This is a genomic window from Chryseobacterium viscerum, assembly GCF_025949665.1.
In the GTDB taxonomy this organism is placed as follows: Bacteria; Bacteroidota; Bacteroidia; order Flavobacteriales; family Weeksellaceae; genus Chryseobacterium; species Chryseobacterium viscerum_A.
The window spans coordinates 147,092-173,368 of the sequence record NZ_JAPDFT010000002.1 but is presented as its reverse complement, the minus strand read 5'-3'; the positions used below and the strand labels follow the sequence as shown (position 1 = coordinate 173,368).

The 26,277-nt window shown below is 37.0% G+C and carries 19 protein-coding genes and 1 riboswitch; of the genes, 15 read left to right on the top strand and 4 right to left on the bottom strand.

Annotated elements, in window-relative coordinates; translation table 11 throughout:
* Positions 1-90: 90 nt before the first annotated feature.
* The 4 genes from OL225_RS14960 to OL225_RS14945 form a co-directional block, all read right to left on the bottom strand.
* Complete coding sequence (locus OL225_RS14960) at positions 91-651, bottom strand: hypothetical protein (RefSeq protein WP_156118384.1); 561 nt, start codon at positions 649-651, stop codon at positions 91-93.
* Positions 641-7,258, bottom strand: coding sequence for an RHS repeat-associated core domain-containing protein (locus tag OL225_RS14955; protein ID WP_264518783.1), 6,618 nt, complete (start codon positions 7,256-7,258; stop codon positions 641-643). The genes OL225_RS14960 and OL225_RS14955 overlap by 11 nt, the downstream gene beginning before the upstream one ends.
* 131 nt (positions 7,259-7,389) lie before the next feature.
* Positions 7,390-7,872, bottom strand: a complete 483-nt coding sequence (locus tag OL225_RS14950; protein ID WP_264518782.1) for a T9SS type A sorting domain-containing protein — start codon at positions 7,870-7,872, stop codon at positions 7,390-7,392.
* A gap of 6 nt (positions 7,873-7,878) precedes the next feature.
* On the bottom strand, positions 7,879-8,727 hold the full coding sequence (locus OL225_RS14945) for a hypothetical protein (protein ID WP_081995461.1): 849 nt from the start codon (positions 8,725-8,727) through the stop codon (positions 7,879-7,881).
* A 357-nt stretch (positions 8,728-9,084) separates the two neighbouring features.
* On the opposite strand from OL225_RS14945, the gene OL225_RS14940 reads away from it, so the two are divergent.
* The 15 genes from OL225_RS14940 to OL225_RS14870 all read left to right on the top strand — a co-directional run bounded on the left by OL225_RS14940 (position 9,085) and on the right by OL225_RS14870 (position 25,966).
* Positions 9,085-9,408 (top strand): DUF6660 family protein, encoded by a 324-nt coding sequence (locus OL225_RS14940; protein WP_264518781.1) that lies wholly within the window; start codon positions 9,085-9,087, stop codon positions 9,406-9,408.
* Positions 9,409-9,555: 147 nt separating this feature from the next.
* Positions 9,556-13,917, top strand: coding sequence for a CusA/CzcA family heavy metal efflux RND transporter (locus OL225_RS14935; RefSeq protein ID WP_264518780.1), 4,362 nt, complete (start codon positions 9,556-9,558; stop codon positions 13,915-13,917).
* Positions 13,918-13,999: 82 nt separating this feature from the next.
* On the top strand, positions 14,000-15,229 hold the full coding sequence (locus tag OL225_RS14930) for an efflux RND transporter periplasmic adaptor subunit (protein WP_264518993.1): 1,230 nt from the start codon (positions 14,000-14,002) through the stop codon (positions 15,227-15,229).
* 133 nt (positions 15,230-15,362) lie between these two features.
* On the top strand, positions 15,363-16,244 hold the full coding sequence (locus OL225_RS14925) for a bestrophin family protein (RefSeq protein ID WP_264518779.1): 882 nt from the start codon (positions 15,363-15,365) through the stop codon (positions 16,242-16,244).
* A gap of 18 nt (positions 16,245-16,262) precedes the next feature.
* Positions 16,263-17,159, top strand: a complete 897-nt coding sequence (locus OL225_RS14920) for a cation diffusion facilitator family transporter (RefSeq protein WP_264518778.1) — start codon at positions 16,263-16,265, stop codon at positions 17,157-17,159.
* Between the two features lie 17 nt (positions 17,160-17,176).
* Positions 17,177-17,596 carry a Fur family transcriptional regulator gene (locus tag OL225_RS14915; RefSeq protein ID WP_047376524.1) on the top strand — a complete coding sequence of 140 codons (420 nt, stop codon included), beginning with the start codon at positions 17,177-17,179 and terminating at the stop codon, positions 17,594-17,596.
* Positions 17,597-17,641: 45 nt separating this feature from the next.
* Positions 17,642-19,624 (top strand): heavy metal translocating P-type ATPase, encoded by a 1,983-nt coding sequence (locus tag OL225_RS14910; protein WP_264518777.1) that lies wholly within the window; start codon positions 17,642-17,644, stop codon positions 19,622-19,624.
* A 558-nt stretch (positions 19,625-20,182) separates the two neighbouring features.
* On the top strand, positions 20,183-20,545 hold the full coding sequence (locus OL225_RS14905; protein WP_264518776.1) for a hypothetical protein: 363 nt from the start codon (positions 20,183-20,185) through the stop codon (positions 20,543-20,545).
* A gap of 205 nt (positions 20,546-20,750) precedes the next feature.
* Positions 20,751-21,026, top strand: a complete 276-nt coding sequence (locus OL225_RS14900; protein WP_047376527.1) for a YHS domain-containing protein — start codon at positions 20,751-20,753, stop codon at positions 21,024-21,026.
* Entirely contained in the window at positions 21,013-21,690 is a 678-nt protein-coding gene (locus tag OL225_RS14895) for an SCO family protein (RefSeq protein ID WP_413541856.1), read from the top strand. Before OL225_RS14900 ends, OL225_RS14895 begins: the two co-directional genes overlap by 14 nt.
* A 191-nt stretch (positions 21,691-21,881) precedes the next feature.
* Entirely contained in the window at positions 21,882-22,556 is a 675-nt protein-coding gene (locus OL225_RS14890; protein WP_047376528.1) for a superoxide dismutase, read from the top strand.
* A 4-nt stretch (positions 22,557-22,560) separates the two neighbouring features.
* Positions 22,561-22,935: a hypothetical protein gene (locus tag OL225_RS14885; protein ID WP_047376529.1), complete on the top strand. Its 375-nt coding sequence runs from the start codon at positions 22,561-22,563 to the stop codon at positions 22,933-22,935.
* A 200-nt stretch (positions 22,936-23,135) separates the two neighbouring features.
* Complete coding sequence (locus OL225_RS14880) at positions 23,136-23,963, top strand: MbnP family protein (protein ID WP_264518774.1); 828 nt, start codon at positions 23,136-23,138, stop codon at positions 23,961-23,963.
* Complete coding sequence (locus OL225_RS14875) at positions 23,956-25,005, top strand: cytochrome-c peroxidase (protein WP_264518773.1); 1,050 nt, start codon at positions 23,956-23,958, stop codon at positions 25,003-25,005. The genes OL225_RS14880 and OL225_RS14875 overlap by 8 nt, the downstream gene beginning before the upstream one ends.
* A gap of 13 nt (positions 25,006-25,018) precedes the next feature.
* Entirely contained in the window at positions 25,019-25,966 is a 948-nt protein-coding gene (locus OL225_RS14870) for a transporter (protein ID WP_264518772.1), read from the top strand.
* Positions 25,967-26,058: 92 nt separating this feature from the next.
* A riboswitch (cobalamin riboswitch) is annotated at positions 26,059-26,245 on the top strand.
* Positions 26,246-26,277 lie beyond the last annotated feature (32 nt).

Here is a 26,277-nt window from a genome sequence, read left to right as displayed (position 1 = left end):
GGAAGGATAAATGTCCCGGGGTAATTTATAACATTGAAAAGCCGGCTCAAAACTAATGCTTGAGCCGGCTTTTCTAAATTAAGTTAACAATTATTTTAAAATTATTTTAAGGTAATTGGATTCAACCGAGATAGGATACAATGAAACATTATCTTTTAAATTTATAATACCTTCATTGATAAATTGAGCATTATACGTTAATTTAAACTGTACAGTTTTCCCTTTATGTTTATTGTTAATCAAATAATAGTTTTGATATTTCTCATAAACAGATTTATTTTTTTCTAAAAATATGAGCAAAGGGAAAGCAAAGTCATAGGATTCATTCGGGTTGAGGATGAAAAAATTATTTTTTACTTTTTCATAATCTACCGGGTAATTATGATTTTGATCTGATTTAATATTTTCTATTTTATATCGATCCTGTTTTAATAGGGTAATATCTTCAAGATCATAACCGTTATTAAGCGTTGTATTCATCATTTTACTGTATTGGTACAATACAACTTTTTCTTTGCACTTACTTGTAAATCTTACGTTAAGACTATCATTTTTATCCTGATGAAGAGTCATCTGTATACAGTTTTTCTGAGAAAAAATAACGATAAACTGAAAAATTAACAGTAGTAATAATATTCTTTTAGTATCCATTTCTTTTAAGCCAATCTTGATATTGTTGTTTTTGAATTAAATCTCCTGCTTTGGCACCACTTCCATAAGCTCTTTCTTCCATTAAGCGTTCCGTTTCACGCTTACCCAATTTACTAAGCTTTCCTTCAAAATAACCACTTATATAATCAATAGCATGAGTGTATTCGTGAACAAATGTTCCTGCCAGATTAAGATATGATGTAAAAGCTTCTTTAAATATAGTAATTTGGGTTACTGTTGTTTTAACTTCTGTTTTGATGACTTTTCCAAGCTGTATAGATTTAATTTTATCAGTTTTATATGAGGTGTTAGCCCTAGTTTCACTGCCAGAGCTGCCACCATCCTTAATAGGGATGTATCCTGTTTTTTTTGCTAATTTAGCAATTGTTTTTAACTTTCTCATTTTTGCTACTTCAGCATCAAACTTGGAATAATCCGGGACTCCTGCTGGATCTATCTTGCTTTTTTCCATGTCGTCTATTAAATTATCCGTCGTAGGTGGTTTATGTTTAAGATAGTTAAAGGCTGTAACCATAAGTCCTTGTCCGGCTCCTACCCAGAAGTTTCCACCTCCCAGTACAGAACCGACACCTCCGCTAACAGCTCCGTTAAGTAAAGCAAAGCCATCACTTTTTAAAATGCTGTTATCACCTACATTATTTGAAGCAAAATTTAGTAAATCATTAGAAATACTTGCAAAAGCTCCGCTTAATAATCCACTCCAGAAATTTCCTCCCTGTACAAGAGATAATGTCCCCTGTGCTAATGCATGCGCACCGGCTCTGGCGATAATGGTTCCTGTTTTTCCGAGAGCTTTTGCGACTTCACCTCCCGCTTTGAAAATATCTCCAATACCATTACTGATACCCATAGACATCATAGACATTGCGACAGACTGGAACATGCTGCCAATATTAATTGGTCTGTTTAAATAATAGTCTGTAGCAACAGAGGTAAATATAGCAATTCCTATAGCAATAAGGGCATCATCCCATCCCATGATCTCTCCGGTAAAGTCGTTAAACATCAATGGATTGTTCATTACATATCCATATTTGTTATAGTTTTGGGTATTATAAGGATCCTGAATAAATTCATCAGCATTTAAGAATCGTCTTAATAATGGGTCGTAAAGTCTTCCGTTCATGTGAATGATTCCTACTTCCATAAAATGCTCATGAGAAGTATACCCTCTTTCCAGCAGCAGACCTCCACTGTTTGCAATTTGCTTAATTTTGTTAATGTCGGTTTCTACGGCTCCGCTTCCTATTTGAAGATGGGTGAAATTCCCCCATGCATCAAAATGTCTTTGTTCCAGTTTATTTCCGGCTTCATCACTTATTGCTAAGATACTGCCTAAATAATCTTTGTGCAGGAATTTATAGGATCCGTTTTCCTCAGTGTAGTTCTTTACGTAAATAATGTTGCTTTCATAAGGAGATCCATCAATGTAAAGGATGTGTTTTTCTTTACCTGTAGTATTGTCTCTTACGATCTCATAGCTGCCGTCTTCATTGTAATATTTTGTGAATTTACCATCTTTATCCGTGTCAAAATTTCCACCATAAGTTACTCTTTGTCTCATCGAGGCCAAGCCATACTGGAAGGCTACATCTCCTTTCTCTCCATCAATAAAAACAGGATCGTTATTTTCATTATAAGAAATACTTTGGATGAGGTCATTTTGATAATTTTGTTCTCCGGCAGGATTAAGAGTCATTCCGGTTGCCTGATAAATTTTAGTAGAATTTTCAAATTTAATTTTTCCAATCTGATTATTTTCCAGGATTCTCCCTTTGTTGTCATAAACGTTAGAGTTTTCCTGTCCGTTTGCTGGATTTGTCCATGAGATTAACCTATTGTTGTCATCATATTTGAAAAGCTCATTGATATTGAAATCTCCTCCTGTAATTCTACTGTCAAGTTGATTTTTTAATGCATCAAACTGATATTTGATGTGTAAAAGATTAGACTTAACAGGTGACCCATGTTTGGTTTCCTTTAGGACATTAGTGGTAAGATCATAATCATTAATAACTTCTGTTGTTCCCAGTTTGGATTTTAATACCTGGCCTTTTGCATTAATTTCGTTCAGTTGCCAAAGTATTTTACCGGAATTTTTATCCTTTATCTGATACAGTTCACCATTCCAGTCGCTGTAAACGTTTTCAATGTCTACTTTTGTCAGAATACCAGAAGAATACAGCTGTTTTTCATAAGAAACAACTCTTGCTTTGTCATCATAAACAATTCCTTTCTGTATAAAGTATTTGCCATTACTGCTTTCTGAGGATGAAAGTAGTCTTCCTTGCGGATCATATACAATACTGGAGCTGTAATTTTTCCCGTTTGAGGTACCGGACTTTGAAATAAGCCTTCCCTTGCTGTCATAACTGTAAGAAATAACTTTATTAGTAGCCTGGCCGCTATCTGCGGTTGAAATTTCCTTTTGAGATGTTAACTGCCTTTGATTGTTATAGGTATATTCTTTTGTTCCCTTTGGACTTGTAACTTTTTTAAGCTGTCCCATCCCATGATACTCATATTTGTATAATCCGTTGGAAGGATCATTAAATTCTGATTTTCTACCCCATGTATCATACTTAGTAGTAACAATATTCTCATTATATTTCGCTTGAATCTGTTCTCCGGCGGCATTGTATGAAAACTGGATTGTTCCTCCTTTGTCGGTGGTGGAAATAACATTTCCTAAGGCATCGGTGGTTTTGGTGGTAATCCTTTTATTTCCATTAATTTCTTCCTCTGTTGTTGCATTGCCGGACACTGAAACTTTTACCTGTTTTCCATTAAATGCTGTTGTTGTTATCCTGGCTGGGAATACTGAATCATCGAAAGAAATTGTGTTCCATTTGTTAGAGCTTTGTCCTTCAAAATAAGGTTCACTTTCAGCTGTTTTTCTTCCCAGTACATCATATACAATGTCCTGAGAAATATATTGTCCCTGCTTAAACGCTTTGGAGGATTCTTTATACTCCTGTCCCCATTTGTTGGTGTATTTTTTTGAAATATCTCCACTAGGGTCATATGTTATAACGACCGAATTATATAAGTTATCTTTTACATATTCATAGGTAGTAACTCCGGAGATATTTGTTTTGGATTTCATTAATTTACCCCATGCGTCGTACTCATTTTCTAAAGTGTTCCCCAGAGCATCCGTCTTTTTAGTCACTAATCCCCAGTCATTGTAAAGAGTATTGGTCTCTAATCCCAGATCGTCTGTAGATTTAATAACAAATCTGCCCTTATCATCATATTGATAATTGGTAATTTCCTTTTGGGAATCAATACTATTTAAATTAACTTTCTGAATAACATTTCCGAAATTGTCATAATTGTATATTTCAGTAAGAGCTCCTGTATTATCTCTGTTACTTATCTTATAGGTTTTGAGAAGATTATTGTTATAAATATATTCCTCTTTTGTTGATTGGGTATCACCATAAGCCTGAACAGTTGTTGTTTTGGTCTTAGGTTTTCCTATACTATAATTGGTTCCTGCGGTTGTGTCATGAGGGAAATATTCTAATTCTGACGTTGAAACAGAAAATCCATCATTAATATTAACGGTAGACTTTTTAGGAAGGTATAAATTATCATACTCTTCTACAGTATGTACCGTTTTGATGTTCTTTAAAAAGTCTTTTGATGTAGTGATGTATGGATTGATCGCAAGAACAGCTTTAGATTTTTCCGTATCGGGGATTACCGGAACTACTGCTCCGTTCAAAAGTTTATCTATTTTGTAGTCATATTGTTTAAATGATAATAATTGAGTATTGTTCAATGAAATATCTGCAGGGAATATTTTTGATTCATCAGCTGTACGTATACTCCAGTCTTTATAAGGTAATCCTTCGTTGGCAGGATTGATTTCAAAGCCGTTCCAAACTTTGGTATTCACTAATGCATCACTGAAAAACGTTGATCTGGCCATTTGTCTGAAACCTATCATTCCTTTTCCGTGAAGATTTCCAATTAAGTCCCTGTATCTGAATTCCTGTTTACGATCCCCTTGAATCAGTTTTGAAACAACAAAATAACTATAGTTTTCGGTGATGTTGATGTAAGGATATGCAATTGGATTGGTAGTATAGAAAGACTGATAAATGTTTCCTGAGCTGGTTAATGGAGAATACTCTGTAACAGTTTTTATTCCGGCCTGACGTATTGACTTAATTTTGGAAATTACATTAAGTTTGCTTCCCAGATCCCAGGTAATCATTTTTGTTCTGTGGATAATGGCAAAATCTGTATTGAGCTGGGCTATACGAAACGAACCGAATAGAGGTCTGAATTGCTCGCCATACATAGAATAATTGCCTATTTCTCCATCCCAGTTTAATTCTACTGGAGCCAGACTGTGAGCATTATTAAATATGGGTTTGCCATTACTGTCAACACCATCATTTCTCAGAAAATTAAAGCCATAACTGGAATCGGGATTATTCCAATCGGTCCAGCCGTCTCGGTTCCACCTCTGGGATTCAAAAATTAACAGATCGCTTTTTCCATCTTTATTTAGGTCAGAGGTACTATATGTTCTTTGAATCTGTCTTTTCTTTCTTAAACTTCCTTCCCACCAGGGTTCATATAGGAAAAGATTAGAATAATAGTGTTTTACAAACCCTGCACCTGTAGACAGATACATTCTCCAGTCTGAGGAAGCATCTGCGATGGGAGCCATGATATCTGTTTTTCCGTCTCCGTTAAAATCACCCAGATAAATAACATCATTGTAGGATTCTTTTGTAGTGGAAAAGGCCTGTACAAATTTGTTCTGTGTGTTTAATTCATAGATATAAATATTATTATCCTGAATTTTAAGCAGATTCGATTTACCTTCGCCTTTAAAGTCAGCTATTTTAAATTTCTCAAACTCATCACTATCCTGTTTTTGCAGAACTCCGGTTCTTGTATTGTAATAGAATGTTTCTGAAAGATACAGTGAATCAAAATATTCAGACCATTCTCCAGGACCATTCGGATAACCATAGGCTACATTTTCAATGCTCAACAAAAAATCTGAAACTCCATCCCCGTCAAAATCCGCTTCTTTGATTTTGCATTTAAGATCATTGTATTCAATGATGAGGTTGTTATACAGTGTTCCTCTGATTTCTGTGAATAGCTGCGGATAGCTGCTCAGATCAATTTTTTTTGAGGATACCAACTCAGCCTTACCATCAATTACTTCATAAGTTCGTATCAAAACATTTTTTTCTTCAAATGAAGTCTGAGAAGTAAAAAATACACTTTTGTTTAGCAGGATATTGTTTTTAATTCCTGTTCCAACACCTAGAAACTTACCTTGATAGGTCAAATTATAAAACTGTCCGGAATTCTCCAATCTGTTAATCATTAAGGTCTTGTCCTTGATGAAGTCCAGTTTTCCATCCCCGTTAAAATCCCCGGAAATGACCTCCTGATAACGGTCATAAAGATCATCATATCTGCTGTCTTGCCAAAGGGTATTGGTAGCAGATGGATCCTGCTGATACTGAATGGTTATTGGGTTGGCATTAGCCCCTGCAGAATTAGATTCGGTAATTTTACTTAAAAACTGGTAATTTGTTTTATTTTGAACGTACTCAAGTGAATATTTTTTAAACAAATTTCCGTTTGAATTTACTTTGATCTCAGATAAGATCATGCTTTGAGTGTATGTTAACCCTTTTGTGTAGGCTTGCTCTTTTAAAGTTCTGTCAGCATAGGTAAATTCAATAGAGTTAAAGTGGCTTTTATTCTGCTGTTCATTGCCGCCCCATGCTATATTATGTATGGTGGTAACTCCTTTTCCCTGCACATAGTTGTAAGAAATATAATTTCCCTGTACGTCTTTCCATTTGCTGATATTATATTCAGCTGAAGTTCTTGAATCAGCATTAAGACCATACCATGCTTTTGAACCATCTTCAAATGTAATTTCAAAATACAATGGTCCGTTCTGTTCGGGATTTACTCCTACAGATTTTATTTTAATATTAGAATATTTTGCGGGAACATATTCTGCTCCATCTTTTCCATATTCACCTGACTTTAAAACTAATCTCTCTCCGTTGAAAGAGTAGTAATCCGTATAATCCCACTGGATTCCCTGAGGTTTCCCATCTTTTTCAATGGTTTTCCCGACTCTGGAAATTGATGTTAATCCAGATAAATTCCAACCATATCCGGCAATTCCATTTCCTGAACTGCTGGTATACACCAGATTTGTTTGTGGTGCTACGGTTTTTATTCCGGGAGGCAGCGCAATAGGTAAGGTGAATTGTAGTTGTCCACCTCCATTTACCTCTATATTTCCTTTCGTATCATGGAATTTGATACTATCTATTTCTATGGTTCGGGAAGGATTATTTATACCTGCCTGCGAGTTTGTTGGTCCACCACCTGGATTATCTGTGGCAGGACCTATTTTAGCCAGAAACGGATTCGATACACCCGACTTGGCTTGAAATCCCTGTGTCATAATTACCGACTGCGGGTCCTGAACGGTCCGCGAGGTAGATTCTGCCCGGTAAAGTATGGTCTGTGAAAACCCCCATACTGAGCACAGGAATAACATCAATGATGAAAAGAATTTCATTGTTTTTATTAGTTGTTTTTAATGAATGATTGATGAATAATAATCAATAGGCTGGAATCAGAGGGAATAAAATGACAGAATGATTGTAAGTCTTTCAATGCTTTAATTTTCTGAATTCCACTTCCTGTTTTTTATCTTTTGGTTACGTTTCTGCCAAAGACTCTTCCGTCTTTTAGAGTGAATCGAAGAATGTAGACACCCCAGTCATATCCGGTCATATTAATTTTCACCTGATTGTTTAGATCCGGCAGATTTTGCTGCTGGAATTTCCAGTGAACATTACTATGCTGATACAATGAAACGGATTCAATCAGCCCGTCTACTTCTTCTGTCCAGTCGATGGTTAAATAATCATTTACCGGCACAGGGTAGAGTCTGATTTGTTTCCAGAACGTTTTTTCATCAATGGAAGTTGCTTGTTGGCTGGCCGCTGCTACCTTTGCTTCCTGTAATTGTATTTCTTTTGGAACAGACTGTTCAGCTTTTTTACCTGTTGCGTTAGTTCCTCTGTATCGCTGGTTTCCGGCTTCGTCATATTTGAAATAGACTTCCGTTTGTGAATAGCCTAGAAAACCGATCAATAAAGAAAATACGGAAAGTAGTTTTCTTTTCATTTGTATTTATTTTTGAGAGGATAAAAGTTTTTGAATTTGTTTTTCTAGTTGTTCAATTTTCTCCGATTGATATTTTAAAACTTTACTTTCTTCCTGAAGCTGTTTATTTTGTTGTATTGAATAAAGAGTCAGTTCTTCAATTTTTTCAAGAAGCTTTGCATCCATTTCCCCTAAATTAATTCCGTTTTGTTCTACTTCTTTTGCTGATGGAATGTTTGGTAAATGGCCTCTTTCTGAAATATGTTGTTCTACCTCTTCTAAAGAACGAAGCTTATACTCTTTTTTGAATACATAATCTGCCCAGCCATTAGCCGCAGGGCTTTCAACTTTTATCTGCTCTGCCTTGATTCCTTTGCTTACATAAAAAATAAAGTTAGCATCATTGTCATACTGGTCTGTTCCCACGGTTACTTTTCCTGTATTAAAAAGTACCATTAGGCTTTTATGTACAGCATCAGAAAAACGGACCCTTGAAATTCCTGATGAATTCGGAGTACTGGTGTCAGAATTGGGATCAATAGCATTATCATTGTCCATATGAATATTCAGGTTATGTCCACCTAATAATCTCATCACACCATCGTTAGGTTTAGCCCATCCTGAATAACAGCTGTTACAAGGTGATAATGCCAACTGAAGGTTTCCTGTTCCGGGAGCACCGCTTCCGATATTGATGCTTTGTCCTTCAATTTTGAAATTCTGCTGATTGTTCTGTTTGAAAATGAGCGGTTTGTCATCTGTTGTTCCAATGAAATGAGTTGGAGGATTGGTTCCTGAATTTCCGGTAGTGTTCCAGCTTTGTGCAAAAATACTTGAGGTTGCCATCGCAAAAACAAATAGTAACGTACGTTTCATAATGTATAAATTAGTTTGTAAATATTTTGAAGTTGAATGAAATAAGAATATTTCTAAATAATTGTGAATGGTTTTATCACTTAAAATGGTAATCTAAGTTTTGCAAAGATAATGAATAGACACTATTAGGTGTCTTAAATACTTCGTTAATTGAGTTTTTGAATAGAGTTTTTGATTTGTGAATTATGATAGGGAATACATTGGAAATAATGGCCTTTATTTTGAATAATGCTTAATGATTTTTGCGAAAAAATGATTATTGGGAAATAGGTATTCCGATAGGATACCTTGATTTTTGTCATATATTTAAAATTTCAGAATCTACCCATTTTAGAAAAAATCTCTACCTTTGTAACAATGAACCTCTTAAGATGGATACTTGCAATTTACTTTATGGCGTTATCACTGATGCCATGTGCTGATGTGTCTCATCCACTGAATTCGGTAGAGAATAAGGTCTCATTAAGTATTAATAGTACTCATTCTACAGAAAAAGGAGATATATGTTCTCCATTGTGTGCCTGCAGCTGTTGTCAGATGACCGTTTCAGCATTTAAAATGGATCCTTTATTGGAAATTCCGGAGCAGATTCCGGCTTATTTTTCAAAAAAGATCCTATTCCACAAAAATGATTTTGCTTACCAGATTTACGATCCTATCTGGCAGCCTCCTAAAATTTAATTTTTATTGATTTTTAGAAAGTTATGCTTTCTAATACTTAACTGTGCTTGAAACTTTGCAATACCATTGCAGAGGTTTTCAGGATATTTTTGCTGCAGTATTTTATACTGCGTGCATTCACTTTTCAATAAAAATTAAATACAAATCGTGTTAGATAAAATCATAAAATTCAGTATTAAAAATAAGGTGATCATTGGTTTGATGACTTTGGTGCTGATCATCTGGGGAACATGGAGTGCCACCAGATTACCAATAGATGCTGTACCGGATATCACCAATAACCAGGTACAGATTATTACCGTATGTCCTACACTGGCGGGACAGGAAGTAGAACAGCTGGTTACCTTTCCTATTGAACAGAGTATTGCCAATGTTCCCGATATTCAAGAAACAAGAAGTATTTCAAGATTCGGACTGTCAGTAATTACAGTAGTGTTCAAAGAGAATGTAGACGTTTACTTTGCGAGACAGCTCATTAATGAACAGTTGAAAAACGCAGTGGAAGAAATTCCGAAAGGAGTAGGAACTCCGGAGTTGGCTCCCGTAAGTACAGGTCTTGGAGAAGTGTATCAGTATATTCTTCACCCTAAAAAAGGAAGTGAGAAGAAATACAATGCCAAAGAACTCCGTACTATGCAGGACTGGATCGTTCGCAGACAGCTGAACGGAACGCCGGGTGTTGCGGAGATCAATAGTTTCGGAGGAGAATTAAAACAATATGAAGTAGCTATTGATCCCAATCGATTAAAAGCAATGGGAACAAGCATTACGGAAATATTTACAGCCCTTGAAAAAAACAATCAGAATACTGGAGGAGCTTATATTGATAAAAAACCCAATGCCTATTTTATCCGTGGAATTGGCCTGGTGACTTCTCTTGAAGATATCAAAAATATTGCAGTTAAAAACGAAACCGGAAGCGTTCCCATCTTTATAAAAGACGTTGCTGATGTCCGTTTAGGAAGCGCTGTTCGTTACGGAGCATTGACATATGACGGGAAAGTAGATGCCGTGGGAGGAGTAGTGATGATGTTAAAAGGAGCCAACAGTAATGAGGTGGTCAGCAATATCAAAGCAAAAATTCCTACTATTCAGAAGTCTCTTCCGGATGATGTCATTATAGAACCATTTCTGGACAGGACCGATCTTGTAGACAGAGCCATTAATACCGTACAGAAAAACCTCATCGAAGGAGCCTTAATTGTAATTTTCGTTCTTGTTGTTTTCCTTGGAAATCTGAGAGCCGGACTTATCGTAGCTTCAGCCATTCCGCTTTCATTACTGTTTGCTCTTGGAATGATGAATGTCTTCGGAGTAAGTGCTAACCTGATGAGTCTTGGTGCTATAGATTTCGGATTGATTGTCGATGGAGCCGTTATTATTGTAGAAGCTACTTTACATCATTTGGGAGTAAGGAAATCTGTCCGTGCATTAACGCAGTCTGAAATGGATGAAGAAGTATTCCTTTCTGCATCCAAAATAAGAAGCAGTGCAGCTTTCGGGGAAATTATTATCCTGATCGTTTATATCCCGATTCTTACACTAGCTGGTGTAGAAGGAAAAATGTTTACCCCAATGGCGAAAACAGTAGGATTTGCTATTCTGGGAGCTTTAATTTTATCCCTGACCTACATTCCTATGATGAGCGCGCTGTTTTTATCTAAGAAAATATCCCACAAAGAAACCTTCTCTGATAAAATGATGAATCGTTTGCAAAAGGTTTATCAGCCATTATTACAGAAAGCGATAAAATTAAAATATATCATTGTCTCAGCAACCGCTATAGTGTTCCTTATCTCTGCTTTTATCTTTAAAAATATGGGTGGTGAGTTTATTCCGCAATTGCAGGAGGGAGATTTTGCCTTCCACTGTATTTTACCACAGGGAAGTTCACTCAGTCAGAGTATAGAAACCTCCATGCAGGCATCGAGAATTATCAAACAGTTTGATGAGGTGAAAATGGTAGTCGGGAAAACAGGTTCTGCTGAGGTTCCTACTGATCCGATGCCGCCTGAAGCAACCGATATGATCGTAGTATTGAAACCGCAAAGCGAATGGAAAACCAAAAAATCTTACAATGAACTGGCAGATGAGATTAGTGAAAAATTGGAAACAATTCCTGGGGTATTCTTTGAGAAAAATCAGCCTATTCAGATGCGTTTCAATGAACTGATGACAGGAATCAGACAGGATGTTGCCGTGAAAATCTTTGGTGAAAATCTTGATTCTTTAGCGGTGTATGCGGATAAAGTAGGAAAAATTATTCAGACCGTAGATGGAGCGACAGCACCTCAGATTGAAAGAGTGAGTGGTCTTCCGCAGATTAATGTTCAGTATGACAGAACGAGAATTGCCAATTATGGATTAAATATCGAAGATGTCAACAATGCAGTAAGTACAGCCTTTGCAGGAAAAGCGGCCGGACAGGTGTTTGAAAATGAAAGACGTTTTGATCTGGTTGTACGCCTGGACAGTCTTCACAGAACGGATATTTCAGATGTGAATAATCTGATGATTACTTCTGCTACCGGAGCTCAGATTCCATTATCACAGGTGGCGAATATTAGCTACAAACTAGGACCTGCACAGATCAGCCGCGAGCAGGGAAAACGCAGAATTGTAATTGGGTTCAACGTAAAAGACCGTGATGTGGAAAGTGTGGTGAAAGATATTCAGGTAAAATTAAATAAAGTGAAGCTTCCTTCCGGATACTACTTTACCTACGGAGGTCAGTTTGAAAATCTTCAGGAAGCCAGCAAGCGTCTGATGATCGCTGTTCCGGTATCATTGCTTCTTATTTTTATGCTGTTGTATTTTACCTTCCGCTCATTCAAACAGGCTGCATTGATTTTTACAGCCATTCCTATGAGTGCAATTGGGGGTGTATTTGCGCTTTTGGTAAGAGATATGCCGTTCAGTATCAGTGCCGGGATCGGATTTATTGCCCTGTTTGGAGTAGCAGTATTGAATGGAATTGTTTTGATAGGAACGTTCAACCAATTAGAAAAAGATGGTGAAACTGATATTCTGAAAAGAGTATTTGAAGGAACAAAAACCAGATTAAGACCTGTATTAATGACGGCTACCGTAGCTTCACTGGGATTTTTGCCAATGGCTATTTCCACCGGAGCGGGAGCAGAAGTTCAGAAACCTTTGGCCACAGTAGTAATTGGCGGTCTGGTAACAGCAACGTTCCTTACACTATTTGTTTTGCCAATGCTGTATATCATTTTTAACACAAAGATTTTGAAGAGAAAAAATAATAACGCAGGAACAATTACTGCGACCCTTGTTGTCGGATTTATGATGCTGGGACAGACTTTTAAAGCACAGTCCAGACCAATTTCTGTGGAGCAGGCTGTAGAACAGGCTGTGAATAATAACTTAACCCTGCAGTCAAAAGATTTAAGCATTAAATCCGCAGAAGCATTAAGACCGACAGCAAAAGAACTTCCGAAATTAAGTTTTGAAACACAGCTTGGACAATACAACAGTCCGAAGTTTGACCAGTCGTTTGCGATCTCACAAAGCATTCCTTTTCCAACATTGTTTAAAGCAAGAAAAGACCTAATCAATGAGAATATTAAAAGCAAGCAGATTGATAAGGAAATTACAGCCAATGAACTGATAAAACAGGTACGTACCTATTATTATCAGATTGAATATCTTCAGTATAATAAAGCTCAGCTTACGAGTCTGGCTCAATATTATGAGGAATTTATCAGAATTGCAACCGTAAGATTCAAAGCAGGTGATATCAAAAAGATAGAAATCAGTACTGCAGAAACCCAGAAAGGAGAAATTGATCTGCTGCTCAGACAGAATGAAGTCTTTCTGAATAACGCTTATAAGAATTTAAAGACTCTGATGAATACGTCAGAAGATCTTGAAGTTCCGTTTAATAAAGACTATGCTCCTTTAAAAGCAGAAAATGTACTCGATAGCGCAGTAGTTACCAACAATCCTACAGTAAAAGCTTTTTATCAGGAAATGGAAATTGCTGAAAAAAACAAGAAAGTTGAAAAATCCCTCGGGCTGCCTGATTTTAGCTTAGGATATACCAACCAATCTTTGATAGGACTTCATACCATCAACGGACAGGAAAACTTTTATAACTCAGGAAAACGTTTTCAGTCGGCAACAGTAGGAGTCGCTATTCCATTGACATTTGGGGCCACAAAAGCGAGAATTCAGGCATTGGAATATGAAAAACAGGTTGCTGAAACCAATGCTAAAATGCAGCAGAAACAACTCTCTGCTCAGTTAGAAAATGCCTTCAGCCAGTATCAGCAAGACTTGCAGCAATACGATTACTATACAGGTCAGGCACTGCCTAATGCAGAGAAAATTGTAAAAGCAGCTCAGCTAGGATATAAAACAGGGGAAATTTCATATGTGGAATATCTTTTTGCCCTGCAGACTGCCACGAATATCCAGTTAAAATACCTGGAATCTATCCAGCAGATGAACCAATCTGTAGTTACTATTAATTCCATTATAAACAAATAATATGAAAGCGCTGTTAATAAAATTTTCTGCCGGACAAATGAAAACAATGGCATACAGCATCAGACAAAATACATTTTTACTTATGAAACTCAAATATAATATCATCCCTCTTATCCTGATCTCAATCTTACTAACAAGCTGTGGAAAAAAAGAAGCTTCGGAAGAAAAAGCTCCTGAAAAAACAGAACAGAAAGAGCAGGCACATGAAGAAGCTCCGCAAACTATAGCTTCCCTTACAGAAGAGCAGATGAAATCTGTAGGAGTGGCTTTAGGAACCGTAGAAATGAAAGAGCTGACATCAACGATAAAAGCCAATGGTCTGCTGAGTGTACCGAACAGTAATAAAGCAACCATAACTTCCCTGTATGGAGGAATTATTAAAACCATCAATATTCAGGTAGGAAGCATCGTGAAAAAAGGACAGGTTATTGCCACCATTGCGAACCCGGAATATATCCAGCTTCAGGAAGATTATCTGACTACCAATAGCAGGATTACTTATGCAGAACAGGAATACAGAAGACAAAGAGAGCTTTTTGATAATGATGCAGGCGCAAAGAAAAATCTTCAGAGCGCGGATGCTGAGCTGAAAACATTAAGAACAAAAAGAGCTTCCCTGTTGAAACAGCTTCAGATGATGGGAATAAGCCCGGGAAAGGTAAGCAACGGAAATATGAAATCCGGTTTGGTGATCACAGCACCTATCAGCGGAACAATCAGCAGTATCACTGCACAGATCGGAAGCTATGTGGATATTTCCTCTCCTGTTGCCACCGTAATTGATAACGGTTCCATTCATCTTGATCTTCAGGTATTTGAAAAAGATCTTCCTAAAATGAGAGTTGGGCAGATTGTTCATTTTAAACTGACCAATAATCCGGAAACTGAATACGATGCAAGAATTTACAGCATAGGATCTTCTTTTGAAAACGAAAGTAAAACCATTTCCATGCACTGCGAAGTGATCGGAAACAAATCCGGACTGATTGACGGAATGAATATCACCGGAATTGTAAGCCTTGATAAAAGCACAACCCCGGCAGTTCCTACAGAAGCTATTGTAGAAGCCGATGGGAAATACTATGTGTTTATTCAGACCGATAAAAAAGCGGAAGAAGAACATGAAGAAAAAGGAAAACCACATCCGAAAACCTTAAACTTTGAAAAAATAGAAATAGTGAAGGGAACATCTGATATGGGATATACCGCGATAACTCCGGTTGGAAATATTCCTGACAATGCAAAAATAGTAGTGAAAGGAGCATTTTTCGTGAATGCGAAACTGGTGAATTCTGGGGAACACGAACATTAATGAAAACATACGGAACCAGTAAAATGTCGATTTTTATCCTTAAATTAGAGCTGTTTACGGAGTTTTTATTGAATAAAAGCGGCAGGAAAAAAGTAAAGATTATCTCACCGAATTTTTAATAAATGACTTGATTATGTTACTAAACAAAAAAATATCAGTCTGGTATTTCATCCGTGAAATAAAAACCCAAATTCTGTTTATCGGAATATTTGCAGTAGCTATCGGTCTTTTGGACATGTTGCCATGGTTTCGTAAGATCTCATTACCATTGAATATTCCTGCATTGTTGGGTACGGCAGTATCATTGCTGCTGGCATTCCGTACTTCCCAGTCCTACGAAAGATGGTGGGAAGCCAGAACCGTTTGGGGCGCTATTGTAAATGATTCCAGAACTTTTGTGAGATTGATTATCCAGTTTATGCCGGCAGGAGAAGATAAAGCAATAAAAGAGTTTGCCGAAAGACAGAGTATCTGGACCTATGCACTTGGAGAATCTTTGAGAAAGCTGCCGTTTTCTGAAAAAGTTCAGCAGTATCTGGATAAACATAAGATTAAAGGAATGAATATTCCCAATGCTATTCTGGATGAACACTCCAGACAGCTGAAAGAAATTGTCGCTTCCAAAGAACTGACCGATTTTCAGCAGATGCAGCTGAATGATATCATCACAAGGCTTTGCGACAGCATGGGGAAATGTGAAAGACTGAAGAATACGGTTTTCCCACGTTCTTACAGTGTTTTAGTCCATATTCTGATCTATGTTTTTGCGGCTATTCTTCCGTTTGGGCTTGATGATTCACAGCTTGTAGTAGAAATTGCGATTACTTTCCTGGTTCCGGTTACATTCATTGCGATTGAAAAAACATCCATCATCATGCAGGATCCGTTTGAAAACGGTCCTGTAGATACTCCGATGACCTCTCTTGCACAGACCATAGAGATCAATATCAGACAGATGATCGGTGATCAGAATGTTCCCACTAAAAAAGAAAATACATCTTATTATGAAATGTAATTAAACCATACACACAATATGGAAAGCACACCAACCCAAACCGTTTCTGCAGGAAGCAGACACAAAAGAAGCCTCCTGATTGTCCTCTGCCTTAGCGGAACCTATCTCATTGCTGAGGTAATAGGAGGTATTGTTACCAACAGTCTTGCGCTATTGGCTGATGCAGCACATATGCTGACCGATGTGGTAGGATTATTGCTGGCATTTATCGCTATCAAAATAGGAGAAAGAAAGGCAGATCCTTCCAGAACATATGGTTATTACAGAACAGAAATACTGGCAGCTGTAATTAATGCAGTGGTTTTACTGGGAATTTCGATTTATGTATTGTTTGAAGCCTATCAGCGGTTTCAAAATCCGCCGGAAGTACAAAGTAAATCAATGCTGATTGTAGCCGGAATAGGATTGATTGTCAATATTATCGGAATGATGATTCTGAGAAAAGACTCAGAAGGCAGCCTGAATATGAAAGGAGCCTATTTTGAAGTCCTTTCAGATATGCTTACTTCTGTAGGAGTCATGATTGCCGGAGTGATTATGCTGACCACAGGCTGGTACTATGCCGACCCGTTGATTTCAGCTGCAATCGGACTGTTGATCTTTCCAAGAACTTGGAGACTTTTGAAAGAAGCCATTAATGTTTTACTCGAAGGAACACCTAAAGATGTGGATATACATGCACTTCGTCAATCATTGGAGAAAACTCCCGGAGTGAAAGATGTTCATGATCTGCACGTATGGTCACTGACTTCCAGTGTCAATGCGATGAGTGCTCATGTGGTAAAAGAGTCCGGATATTCTCAGAATCAATTATTAAAAACATTGACGGATTCTACTGTGAATAACTTTAAAATCAGTCATACAACTTTTCAGATAGAAGAAGAAGGTTATGAAGAAAATGAAGTCCATCTGTAACAATTTAAAAGCTTACAATGAAAAAAGATATAGAACACAAACTCATTGATAAAAATACCAAACCAACCAGTATGAGAATTTTGGTATATGATTTCTTAAGCTCTCAGGAAGCAGCTTTATCGCTTTCTGAAATAGAAAATTATTTCGACAATGCTGACAGAATCACCATCTACAGAACATTGAAAACTTTTGAAGAAAAAGGAATTGTTCACAGCATTCAGGAAAATACAACCACAAAATACAAACTGTGCGAAGATGATTGTGATGAGAAAACACATAAAGACTGGCATCTCCATTTCTACTGTAAAATATGCAAGCAAACCACCTGCAAAGAAGATATTTCCTTTCCTGAAAATATTCAGACCAATTTCAGGATTGATGAAATAAGATTATTTGCCAAAGGAATCTGCGAAAACTGTCTTGAAAATTTGCAATAGCATTGCATCAGTCTCATCTTTACATTTGTATAAAAATATTCAGTTATGGAAAAATGCTGTAGTACAACCCCGGAAAAACCAGATACAAAAGGACACAAACATAATCATGCAGAAGGAGATGGCCACGACCATGACGGGCATGATCACTCTCATGACTCCGGAGATCAGACAATCTTTCAGATGTTTCTTCCGGCTATTATATCCTTTATCATTTTATTGTTAGGAATTGCCTTTGACAATTATATAAAACCCGCATGGTTTACAGGCTGGGCACGTTTAGTATGGTTTCTGGCAGCGTATATTCCTGTAGGATTCCCGGTATTGAAAGATGCCTATAAAAGTATCATCAAGGGAGATGTGTTCTCAGAATTCTTTTTGATGAGTATTGCAACCATTGGTGCTTTTGCTATCGGAGAATACCCTGAAGGAGTAGCAGTAATGCTGTTTTATGCTGTAGGAGAAGTATTCCAGTCTATGGCGGTTACCAGAGCCAAAGGAAACATAAAAGCATTATTGGATCAGCGCCCTGATGAGGTAACGGTTATGGAAAATAATCAGCCAAAGACAATGAAGGCTAAAGAAGCTAAAATTGGAGACATCATTCAGCTGAAACCCGGTGAAAAATTGGCGCTGGATGGAGAATTGCTTTCAGATTCAGCTTCATTCAACACCGCAGCTTTAACAGGAGAAAGTAAACCTGATACTAAAAATAAAGGTGAGGTTGTTCTTGCCGGGATGATCAATATGAACAGTATTGCTTTGGTAAAAGTAAATACGGCCTATGAAGACAGTAAACTGAGCAAAATTCTGGAACTGGTTCAGAATGCTACAGCCCAAAAAGCCCCCACAGAATTGTTCATCAGAAAATTTGCCAAAGTATATACTCCAATTGTTGTATTTCTTGCCATAGGAATCTGTTTGCTGCCATATTTCTTTGTGAGTGACTATCAGTTCAGAGACTGGCTGTACAGAGCATTGATATTCCTTGTGATTTCTTGTCCTTGTGCCCTTGTGATCTCAATTCCGTTAGGATATTTCGGGGGAATTGGTGCAGCAAGCCGAAACGGGATTTTATTCAAAGGAAGTAATTTCCTGGACAGCATTGCAGAGATTCAGAATGTAGTAATGGACAAAACAGGAACTATGACAGAAGGCGTATTCAAAGTTCAGGAGGTAAGCATAAGCCTTGAATTTAGCAAAGAAGAAATCCTTCAGATGGTCAATGCTCTTGAAAGTAAAAGTACCCACCCGGTGGCAACAGCCATTCACAATTATGTAGGAGATATCAATCACGCCATTCCTTTAGAAAATGTAGAAGAAATTGCAGGCCACGGACTGAAAGCAACCATTAACGGAAAAGAGCTTCTGGTAGGGAACTTTAAGATGATGGATAAATTCAACATCACTTATGATCTTAACCATGCCAATATTGTATATACAGTGATTGCAGTAGCTTATGATAAAAAATTTGCAGGCTATATCACCATTGCAGACAGTATAAAAGCAGACGCTAAAGAAACAGTGGACAACCTGCATAAAATGAACGTAAAGGCTACGATGCTGAGCGGTGATAAAAGTACCGTTGTGAAATATGTTGCGGATCAGCTGGGAATTGATAATGCATTCGGAGATCTGTTGCCAGAGGATAAAGTAAATAAGGTTAAGGAAATCAAGGCTAAAAACCAGACTGTAGCTTTCGTAGGAGACGGAGTGAATGATGCTCCAGTAGTTGCTTTAAGTGATGTAGGAATTGCGATGGGAGGCCTGGGAAGTGATGCTACCATTGAAACAGCTGATGTTGTGATTCAGGATGATAAACCAAGCAAAATTCCAATGGCGATCAACATCGGAAAACAAACGAAAAAAATAGTTTGGCAGAATATTATTCTTGCTTTTGCTGTAAAAGCTGTTGTTCTTATCCTGGGAGCCGGCGGGCTGGCAACCATGTGGGAAGCGGTGTTTGCCGATGTAGGAGTAGCGTTGCTGGCTATTTTAAATGCTGTAAGAATTCAGAGAATGAAATTTTAAGAAGCAAATAATAAACACAACTCAATTATATTCAATAAAAGCTCTGCTGAATTTCAGCAGGGCTTTTGTTTTTAAAGAATACGTATCATGCCAGTCATTCCATATGCTATTGAGACGCCTACGGATTCATAAACAGACTGTCTTTACTTTCTGTCTAAACTATGACTGATAATTACAATTAGTATAAAAATGATACACTCAGTTTGTCATTCCGCAGGAATCTCTATAAAAACAAATCTCTTGAATTTAGAGAGATAAATCAACCAACAAAAAGAAATTTTCGTCTTTGCGATTTCCAACAAAACAAGACATTTAAAAAAAATAAAAAGCTCTGCCAAAAACATCAGCAAAGCTTTTATCAACAAGATTAAATTGTATATAAAGAACTAAATTTTATTTAGGTCTAAAGTTTACTCAAAGTTCGGGATAATATTATTCCGATGACAGACACAGTTTTGTAATTTTTGTAGGTAACAGTATATAATCACAATGACATTCATCATAAATCATGCATAAAACAGTTTTGAAGTAGTATATTTGTAACAGAGAACAAAATCGTTGAGGTTATTTATTTCCATATTCATCATTTTTACCGTTGCAGTACGTCCCGTTTTGCCATTGGTAAATTATGCCGTGAATTATGATTATATTGTGAAAAACCTTTGTGAGAACAGAAATGTACCACAATCAACCTGTAAGGGAAAATGCTACGTGGAAAAAGAACTGGCAAAAACAGAAAAACAATCCAATAGCTCTCAAACAATAAAGATTGCAGGATTAGATGTTTTTATTTCTCATGATATACTTTCTTTCTCTTCCCATTTGAATTCGGAATTACTTTCTGAAATTCCTGATTCAAGTTATTTTAATTCGCATTCTTCAGAATACTTTTCCAGAATATTCCATCCTCCGTTGGCTTAATTTTTATTAATAACTATATTTTTAGTTGAATGAGGGTTTCTGAAACTTTCATCAATAAGTCATTAAGGACATATTCTACAATTAAAAATGAACAATTGTACGCAGTTAGAGATACACTGATTCTTTTGAGGAATTCTATGTTTTTCAGACTTATGCATTGTGTCATAATTATATTTAACATTATTAATTTCAATTTAATATTAAAATGAAATCTCCAATTATTTTGGCCGCTATGCTGTCAATATCATTACTGTCGTGTGCCAAGGAAACACCTAAGGTAAAGCATGCAAGCCACATGGATTCTTCCGGAAAGAAGATAGAAAATGTACAGGTAGTGAATGAAGAAGATCCGATTTGTCACATGAAAACTGCAGGATCGATTAAAGATACCGCTGTATATAAAAATAAAACGTATGGTTTTTGCAGTGTATCCTGCAAACATGAATTCAAAAAAAGCCCTGAGAAATATGCCCAAAAATAAAAAGCCCAATAATAAGAGTAAAGTGATCATACCCATTGCTTTATTTGCATTGCTTTTCCTGGGAATAGGGGTAGGAATGGGGTATTTTAAAAAGAACCTTTATACTGTGATGAAGGTTCCTGATTTTGAACTGACAGATCAGAACAGCAAAAAAATTACCAATAAAGATATGTTGGGAAAGGTATATCTCGTAGAATTTTTCTTCAGCAAATGCCCTACCATATGCCCGGTGATGAATACCAATATGAAGGCGATTCAGAATCAGATCAATGATCCGGACTTTGGTATTATCTCCATCAGTATCGATCCGGAAAATGATACCCCTACAGTATTGAAAGAACATGCTCAAAGGATAGGCGCAAAATCTCCGAACTGGCATTTTCTGACCGGAGACCGTACCTACATTGGTGATCTTGCTGATAAATTTAATATCTACGTTGGCGATAAAGAAGATGAAGGGGAAAGTCTGAACCACAGCGGAATGATTGCTCTGGTAGATCAGGACGGAAATATCCGGTGCAGATACAACAAAGAAAATATGCCAATCTTATATTATTCAGGATTGAATTACGAAGATCCGGAAGGCAAAACGCCAATGCTGACTGGTAAATATCACCCTGACAGAGAAATCCTGATTGAGGATATTAAGAAATTATTGAAATAAGGAAGCTGGGAGAGAGAAGCTGGAGGCTGGAAGTTATTCCGGATGATAAAGCTCTGGTGGTTTTTGAGACCGCTGTAAAAGCAAATAGAAGCTGAAGAATTTTATATTATGACATTATAATTACTTCCAGCTTCGATCTCCCATCTTCCTGCTTAAGGAAAAAACATTGTTCAACCATAAACAAAAATATTATGAAGATTTTGAAAATAGCTGCTTTAAGTGCAGTTTTCGCGGCCCAGTTTACTATGGCTCAGTTTAAGCAGACGCCTCTTCCATATGCTTATAATGCTTTGGAAGGAAATATTGATGCCCAAACGATGGAAATTCATTATTCAAAACATGCTGCTGCGTATGTGGCCAACCTGAATAAGGCTATTACAGGAACTCCGCAGGAAAAAGAAACTTTGTTCCAGATTCTATCCAATGTTTCAAAGCTGCCAGCTGCAGTAAGAAATAACGCAGGAGGACATTACAACCATGAACTGTTCTGGACTGTTCTTACGCCTCAGAAAAACACGCAGCCTTCTGCAAAATTAGCAAAAGCGATTACTGAAACTTTCGGGAGCATGGATGCTTTTAAAGAGAAAATGAGCAAAGCCGGAGCAGACCGTTTCGGATCAGGATGGGCCTGGCTTTCTGTAGGAAAAGATGGAAAATTGTTTGTTTCCTCTACTCCTAACCAGGACAACCCATTGATGGATGTTGTAGAAGAGAAAGGAACTCCTATTTTCGGGATTGATGTCTGGGAGCATGCTTATTATTTAAAATATCAGAATAAAAGAGCAGATTATCTTACCGCGATCTGGAACGTTACCAACTGGAAAGAGATCAGCAGAAGATATGACGAAGCTTTAAGCAAGAAATAGTCTGATGAAATTATTTTACAGCATACTTTTTACTTTTTATATGGTGCTAAGACCTTTAGTACCTATGGTAGAGTATGCTGTAAATTATGATTATATCATTAAAGTCCTCTGTATTAATAAAAGCAGACCGGAGATTCACTGTAACGGAAAATGTTACCTGAGTAAAGAACTGGCCAAAACCAATGATTCAGAATCTTCACCCTTTCAGAAAATAAAAAACTCAGGACAGAAAATCCTTGATATCTATATCCTGCCTGAAACAGCAGAGATCATAACTGCTGAAAAACGATCGTTTTTCAATTCCAATTTTACCTACAAAACAGATTATTCTTTTCTGTTTCTTACCCATATTTTCAAACCGCCGGTTTTTTTAAGTTAAATTATAGCTATCTAACCACAAAAGCTTATAGAAATTAAAAGTCAAAGATTTTTAAAAAGCTTAAGTGTTCTTATTGCGAATAAAACTTATCACTTAATATAACTTAAGTGTAAGAACTTTTATGCCTTTTGTGGTAAAAAAAGAATGTTTTCACATTCAAAATAACACATTCAAATTGCATTCAACTTAAAAAATCAACAATGAAAATTTATAAATTTTTATCACTATTCTTTATTGCCTTTACTTTATTCTCTTTTGTAGCCTGCGAAAGCATCAGAGATGATGATCCACAGGATACAACACCTGGAAAACTTCAGATCAAATTTGAAAACGGATTTAATAATGTAGGAGATATTGTTTTGAACCAAACTGTCCAGACTTCTTTCAACGGACAGAAACATAATTTTTCCGCTTTGAAATATATAATCAGTAATGTCACACTGATAGACGAAAACGGAAACGAATTTAAATACAATGAAAACAATCCAGATAAAGGCGCTTTTATTGTAGATCAGGCAGATGCTGTAGCCGGAATTATATACCTTAATCTGGATGGCATCCCGAAAAATAATTATAAAAAAATAAAATTCGGATTTGGAGTGAGCCAGAAAGCGTATTTACTTGGGCAGGACGGACAAGCTGAATTCTGGACAAAAGCCAAGCAGAAAGGAATGACATGGTCATGGGCTGCCGGTTATGTTTTTGTAAAACTTGAAGGTAAATATGGGAATGATGCTCCTTCAAAAGAATTTATGAACCATACCGGAAATATGGGAAATGTTACGGCTAATGAACAGGCTGATTTATACCGTGAAATCACATTGAACCTTCCTACAACAGCAAGAGTAACAGGACAAATTCGTCCTTCTATTCATATTCTTGCAGATCTGAATCAGTTTTTGAGCGGAGATAAGGCTCTTACACTTACCACAGGCAATGATATGCTGATGGGTTCCAATCAGCACCTGGTAGATGTTACCAATAACCTTACAAAAATGTTTAAAGTAGATCACGTTCACAATGATTAATTTTTTTATTAAGACATTATTGGTGCTGTTTGTATTCATGTTAAGCTGTGTTTCCTGTTCTGATGAGGTGATGCAGCCACTGGAAAAAGATGAAGCATACAATCTGCAGTTTCCTTCTTATTTTCCGGAAATGACTTTTGATAAAACGATGAATCCGGTAACCAAAAATGGAGTAGAACTGGGACGAAAATTATTCTATGAAGGAAGGCTTTCCCGGAACAATACCATTTCATGCGGCTTCTGTCATATCCAGGAAAATGCCTTTACCCATCACGGTCATACTGTAAGTCATGGTGTGGATGACAGAATAGGAATCAGGAATGCTCCACCGATTCAGAACATGGTTTTTTTGAAAAGGTATATGTGGGATGGGGTGATTCATAATTTGAATGAACAACCGATCAGCCCAATTACCGATGTGAATGAAATGGACAGCTCCATACCGGAAGCTATTTCAAAGATAAAAGATGACCAGAAGTATAAAAAACTGTTCAGAGAAGCTTATGGTGATGAAACCATTACCGGAGAAAGAATTCTCAAAGCATTGTCGCAGTTTATGGCTTCACTGATCTCTGCGGATTCAAAATACGACAGATTCAGACAGGGAAAGGAACAGCTGACTTCAGCAGAATCTCAGGGAATGGCTTTGTTTGGACAGAAATGTGCTTCCTGCCATAGCGGAGAACTGTTTACTGATGAAAGCTTCAGAAATACGGGAATGTATTACAATACAGAATTTAAGGATGCGGGACGTTACAGAGTTAGCCTTAATCAGGTAGATTGGATGAAATTCCGTGTTCCGAGTTTAAGAAATGTAGAATATACTGCACCTTATATGCATGATGGAAGATTTTACACCTTAGAGGCGGTACTCAATTTCTACTCGGATCAGGTGGAAGATAATCCCAACCTTGATCCACAATTAAAACAGAATGGTCATGTGGGAATTGCTATGAATAGTCAGGAAAAACAATCAATCATTGCGTTCCTGAAAACATTATCGGATAAAAGTTTTATATCCAATCCAAAATTTGCAGAATAATTTTATAGAAAACATGAAGAAGATTATAGTGATAGTAAGTTTGATCCTGTTTAGTCAGTATCAGGCAAAGATTATTAGAGACAGTGCTTATATTGATCCGAATACCTTTAGCAGATTCGATTTTGATGATGATTGTGATGCGTGCGGCTGTGCAGCAGGAAACGGATCTTCCGGCTTTGAGTCTTTATTGAATCCCCAGTTTATCGGAATCAAATACTTTGCTCAGCATTATAAAGCCAAAGAAAACTTATTTGTAAAAGACCTTACACAGGATCAGTATTTCAATACGCTGCAGCTTTGGGGGAAAATTCCACTGACTAAAAAACTGAGCGTATATGCAAGCCTGCCCTTTCATTTCCATGAAAAGAAAACAATGCAGGGAGATATTAAAATCAATGGAATCGGAGATCTGAACCTGATGGGGATTTACCAGCTGATGAGCTCTAAAGATAATTTCCACCATCTGAGCGGAGGTTTAGGAGTAAAAATACCTTTGGGGAAATTTGATGAAAAAGGAGCGTCCGGTGTTAATCCAAGTTTTCAGTTGGGAACCGGAAGCTGGGATTATCAGGCGGCTTTGAATTATAAATTTCAGAAAAATAAAGTAGCTGTATTGGTCAATACAGATTACACGATCAAAACTGAGAATAAGAAAAATTACCGTTTTGGGAACCAATGGAACTATGCAGCGACGGGATTTTATCAGGTTGCAGGAAATGAAAAATCTATTTTTTCTATAAAAACGGGAGTTCAGGGAGAAGTCTATGCTCAGAATAAACAATTCGATGAAGCCTTGCCCAATACTGCAGGAAGTGCTTTGTACGGAAAACTGGGATTTGAGGCCTCTTATAAAAAGTTGAGTCTGGGAAGTGAACTTATGCTTCCCATGTATACTCATCTGGCAGGAGGAGATATTGAAGCAAAATCAAGATTCAGTGTTTTCCTGAATATTGGAATTTAAGATGGTACCCTCTATGAAATGATGTTAAAGCTCCTTCGGGAGCTTTAATTGTTTATGAATCATGATTTTAATTGGGGGTTAGGAATAATTTTTTATCTTTGCCGAAATTTGGTGAGCCATAAAAAGCTCTTAAAAGGGAATCCGGTGAAAATCCGGAACAGACCCGCTGCTGTAAGCTCCGCACCAAAGTTTTTGAAGAATATATCCACTGTTTTTTTAATGGGAAGGATTTCAAAAATGGAGTAAGTCAGAAGACCTGCCTGAAAATAATCGTTTGACGCTTTCGTGGAATAAAGCTTAGGACATCAATG

Coding starts and splice junctions, on each gene's coding strand:
- OL225_RS14955 (WP_264518783.1), bottom strand. CDS start 7,258: ATGAAATTCTTTTCATCATTGATGTTATTCCTGTGCTCAGTATGGGGG.
- OL225_RS14920 (WP_264518778.1), top strand. CDS start 16,263: ATGGAAAGCACACCAACCCAAACCGTTTCTGCAGGAAGCAGACACAAA.
- OL225_RS14945 (WP_081995461.1), bottom strand. CDS start 8,727: ATGAAACGTACGTTACTATTTGTTTTTGCGATGGCAACCTCAAGTATT.
- OL225_RS14895 (WP_413541856.1), top strand. CDS start 21,013: ATGCCCAAAAATAAAAAGCCCAATAATAAGAGTAAAGTGATCATACCC.
- OL225_RS14910 (WP_264518777.1), top strand. CDS start 17,642: ATGGAAAAATGCTGTAGTACAACCCCGGAAAAACCAGATACAAAAGGA.
- OL225_RS14870 (WP_264518772.1), top strand. CDS start 25,019: ATGAAGAAGATTATAGTGATAGTAAGTTTGATCCTGTTTAGTCAGTAT.
- OL225_RS14950 (WP_264518782.1), bottom strand. CDS start 7,872: ATGAAAAGAAAACTACTTTCCGTATTTTCTTTATTGATCGGTTTTCTA.
- OL225_RS14885 (WP_047376529.1), top strand. CDS start 22,561: ATGAAATTATTTTACAGCATACTTTTTACTTTTTATATGGTGCTAAGA.
- OL225_RS14960 (WP_156118384.1), bottom strand. CDS start 651: ATGGATACTAAAAGAATATTATTACTACTGTTAATTTTTCAGTTTATC.
- OL225_RS14940 (WP_264518781.1), top strand. CDS start 9,085: ATGAACCTCTTAAGATGGATACTTGCAATTTACTTTATGGCGTTATCA.
- OL225_RS14890 (WP_047376528.1), top strand. CDS start 21,882: ATGAAGATTTTGAAAATAGCTGCTTTAAGTGCAGTTTTCGCGGCCCAG.
- OL225_RS14900 (WP_047376527.1), top strand. CDS start 20,751: ATGAAATCTCCAATTATTTTGGCCGCTATGCTGTCAATATCATTACTG.
- OL225_RS14875 (WP_264518773.1), top strand. CDS start 23,956: ATGATTAATTTTTTTATTAAGACATTATTGGTGCTGTTTGTATTCATG.
- OL225_RS14930 (WP_264518993.1), top strand. CDS start 14,000: ATGAAACTCAAATATAATATCATCCCTCTTATCCTGATCTCAATCTTA.
- OL225_RS14880 (WP_264518774.1), top strand. CDS start 23,136: ATGAAAATTTATAAATTTTTATCACTATTCTTTATTGCCTTTACTTTA.
- OL225_RS14915 (WP_047376524.1), top strand. CDS start 17,177: ATGAAAAAAGATATAGAACACAAACTCATTGATAAAAATACCAAACCA.
- OL225_RS14925 (WP_264518779.1), top strand. CDS start 15,363: ATGTTACTAAACAAAAAAATATCAGTCTGGTATTTCATCCGTGAAATA.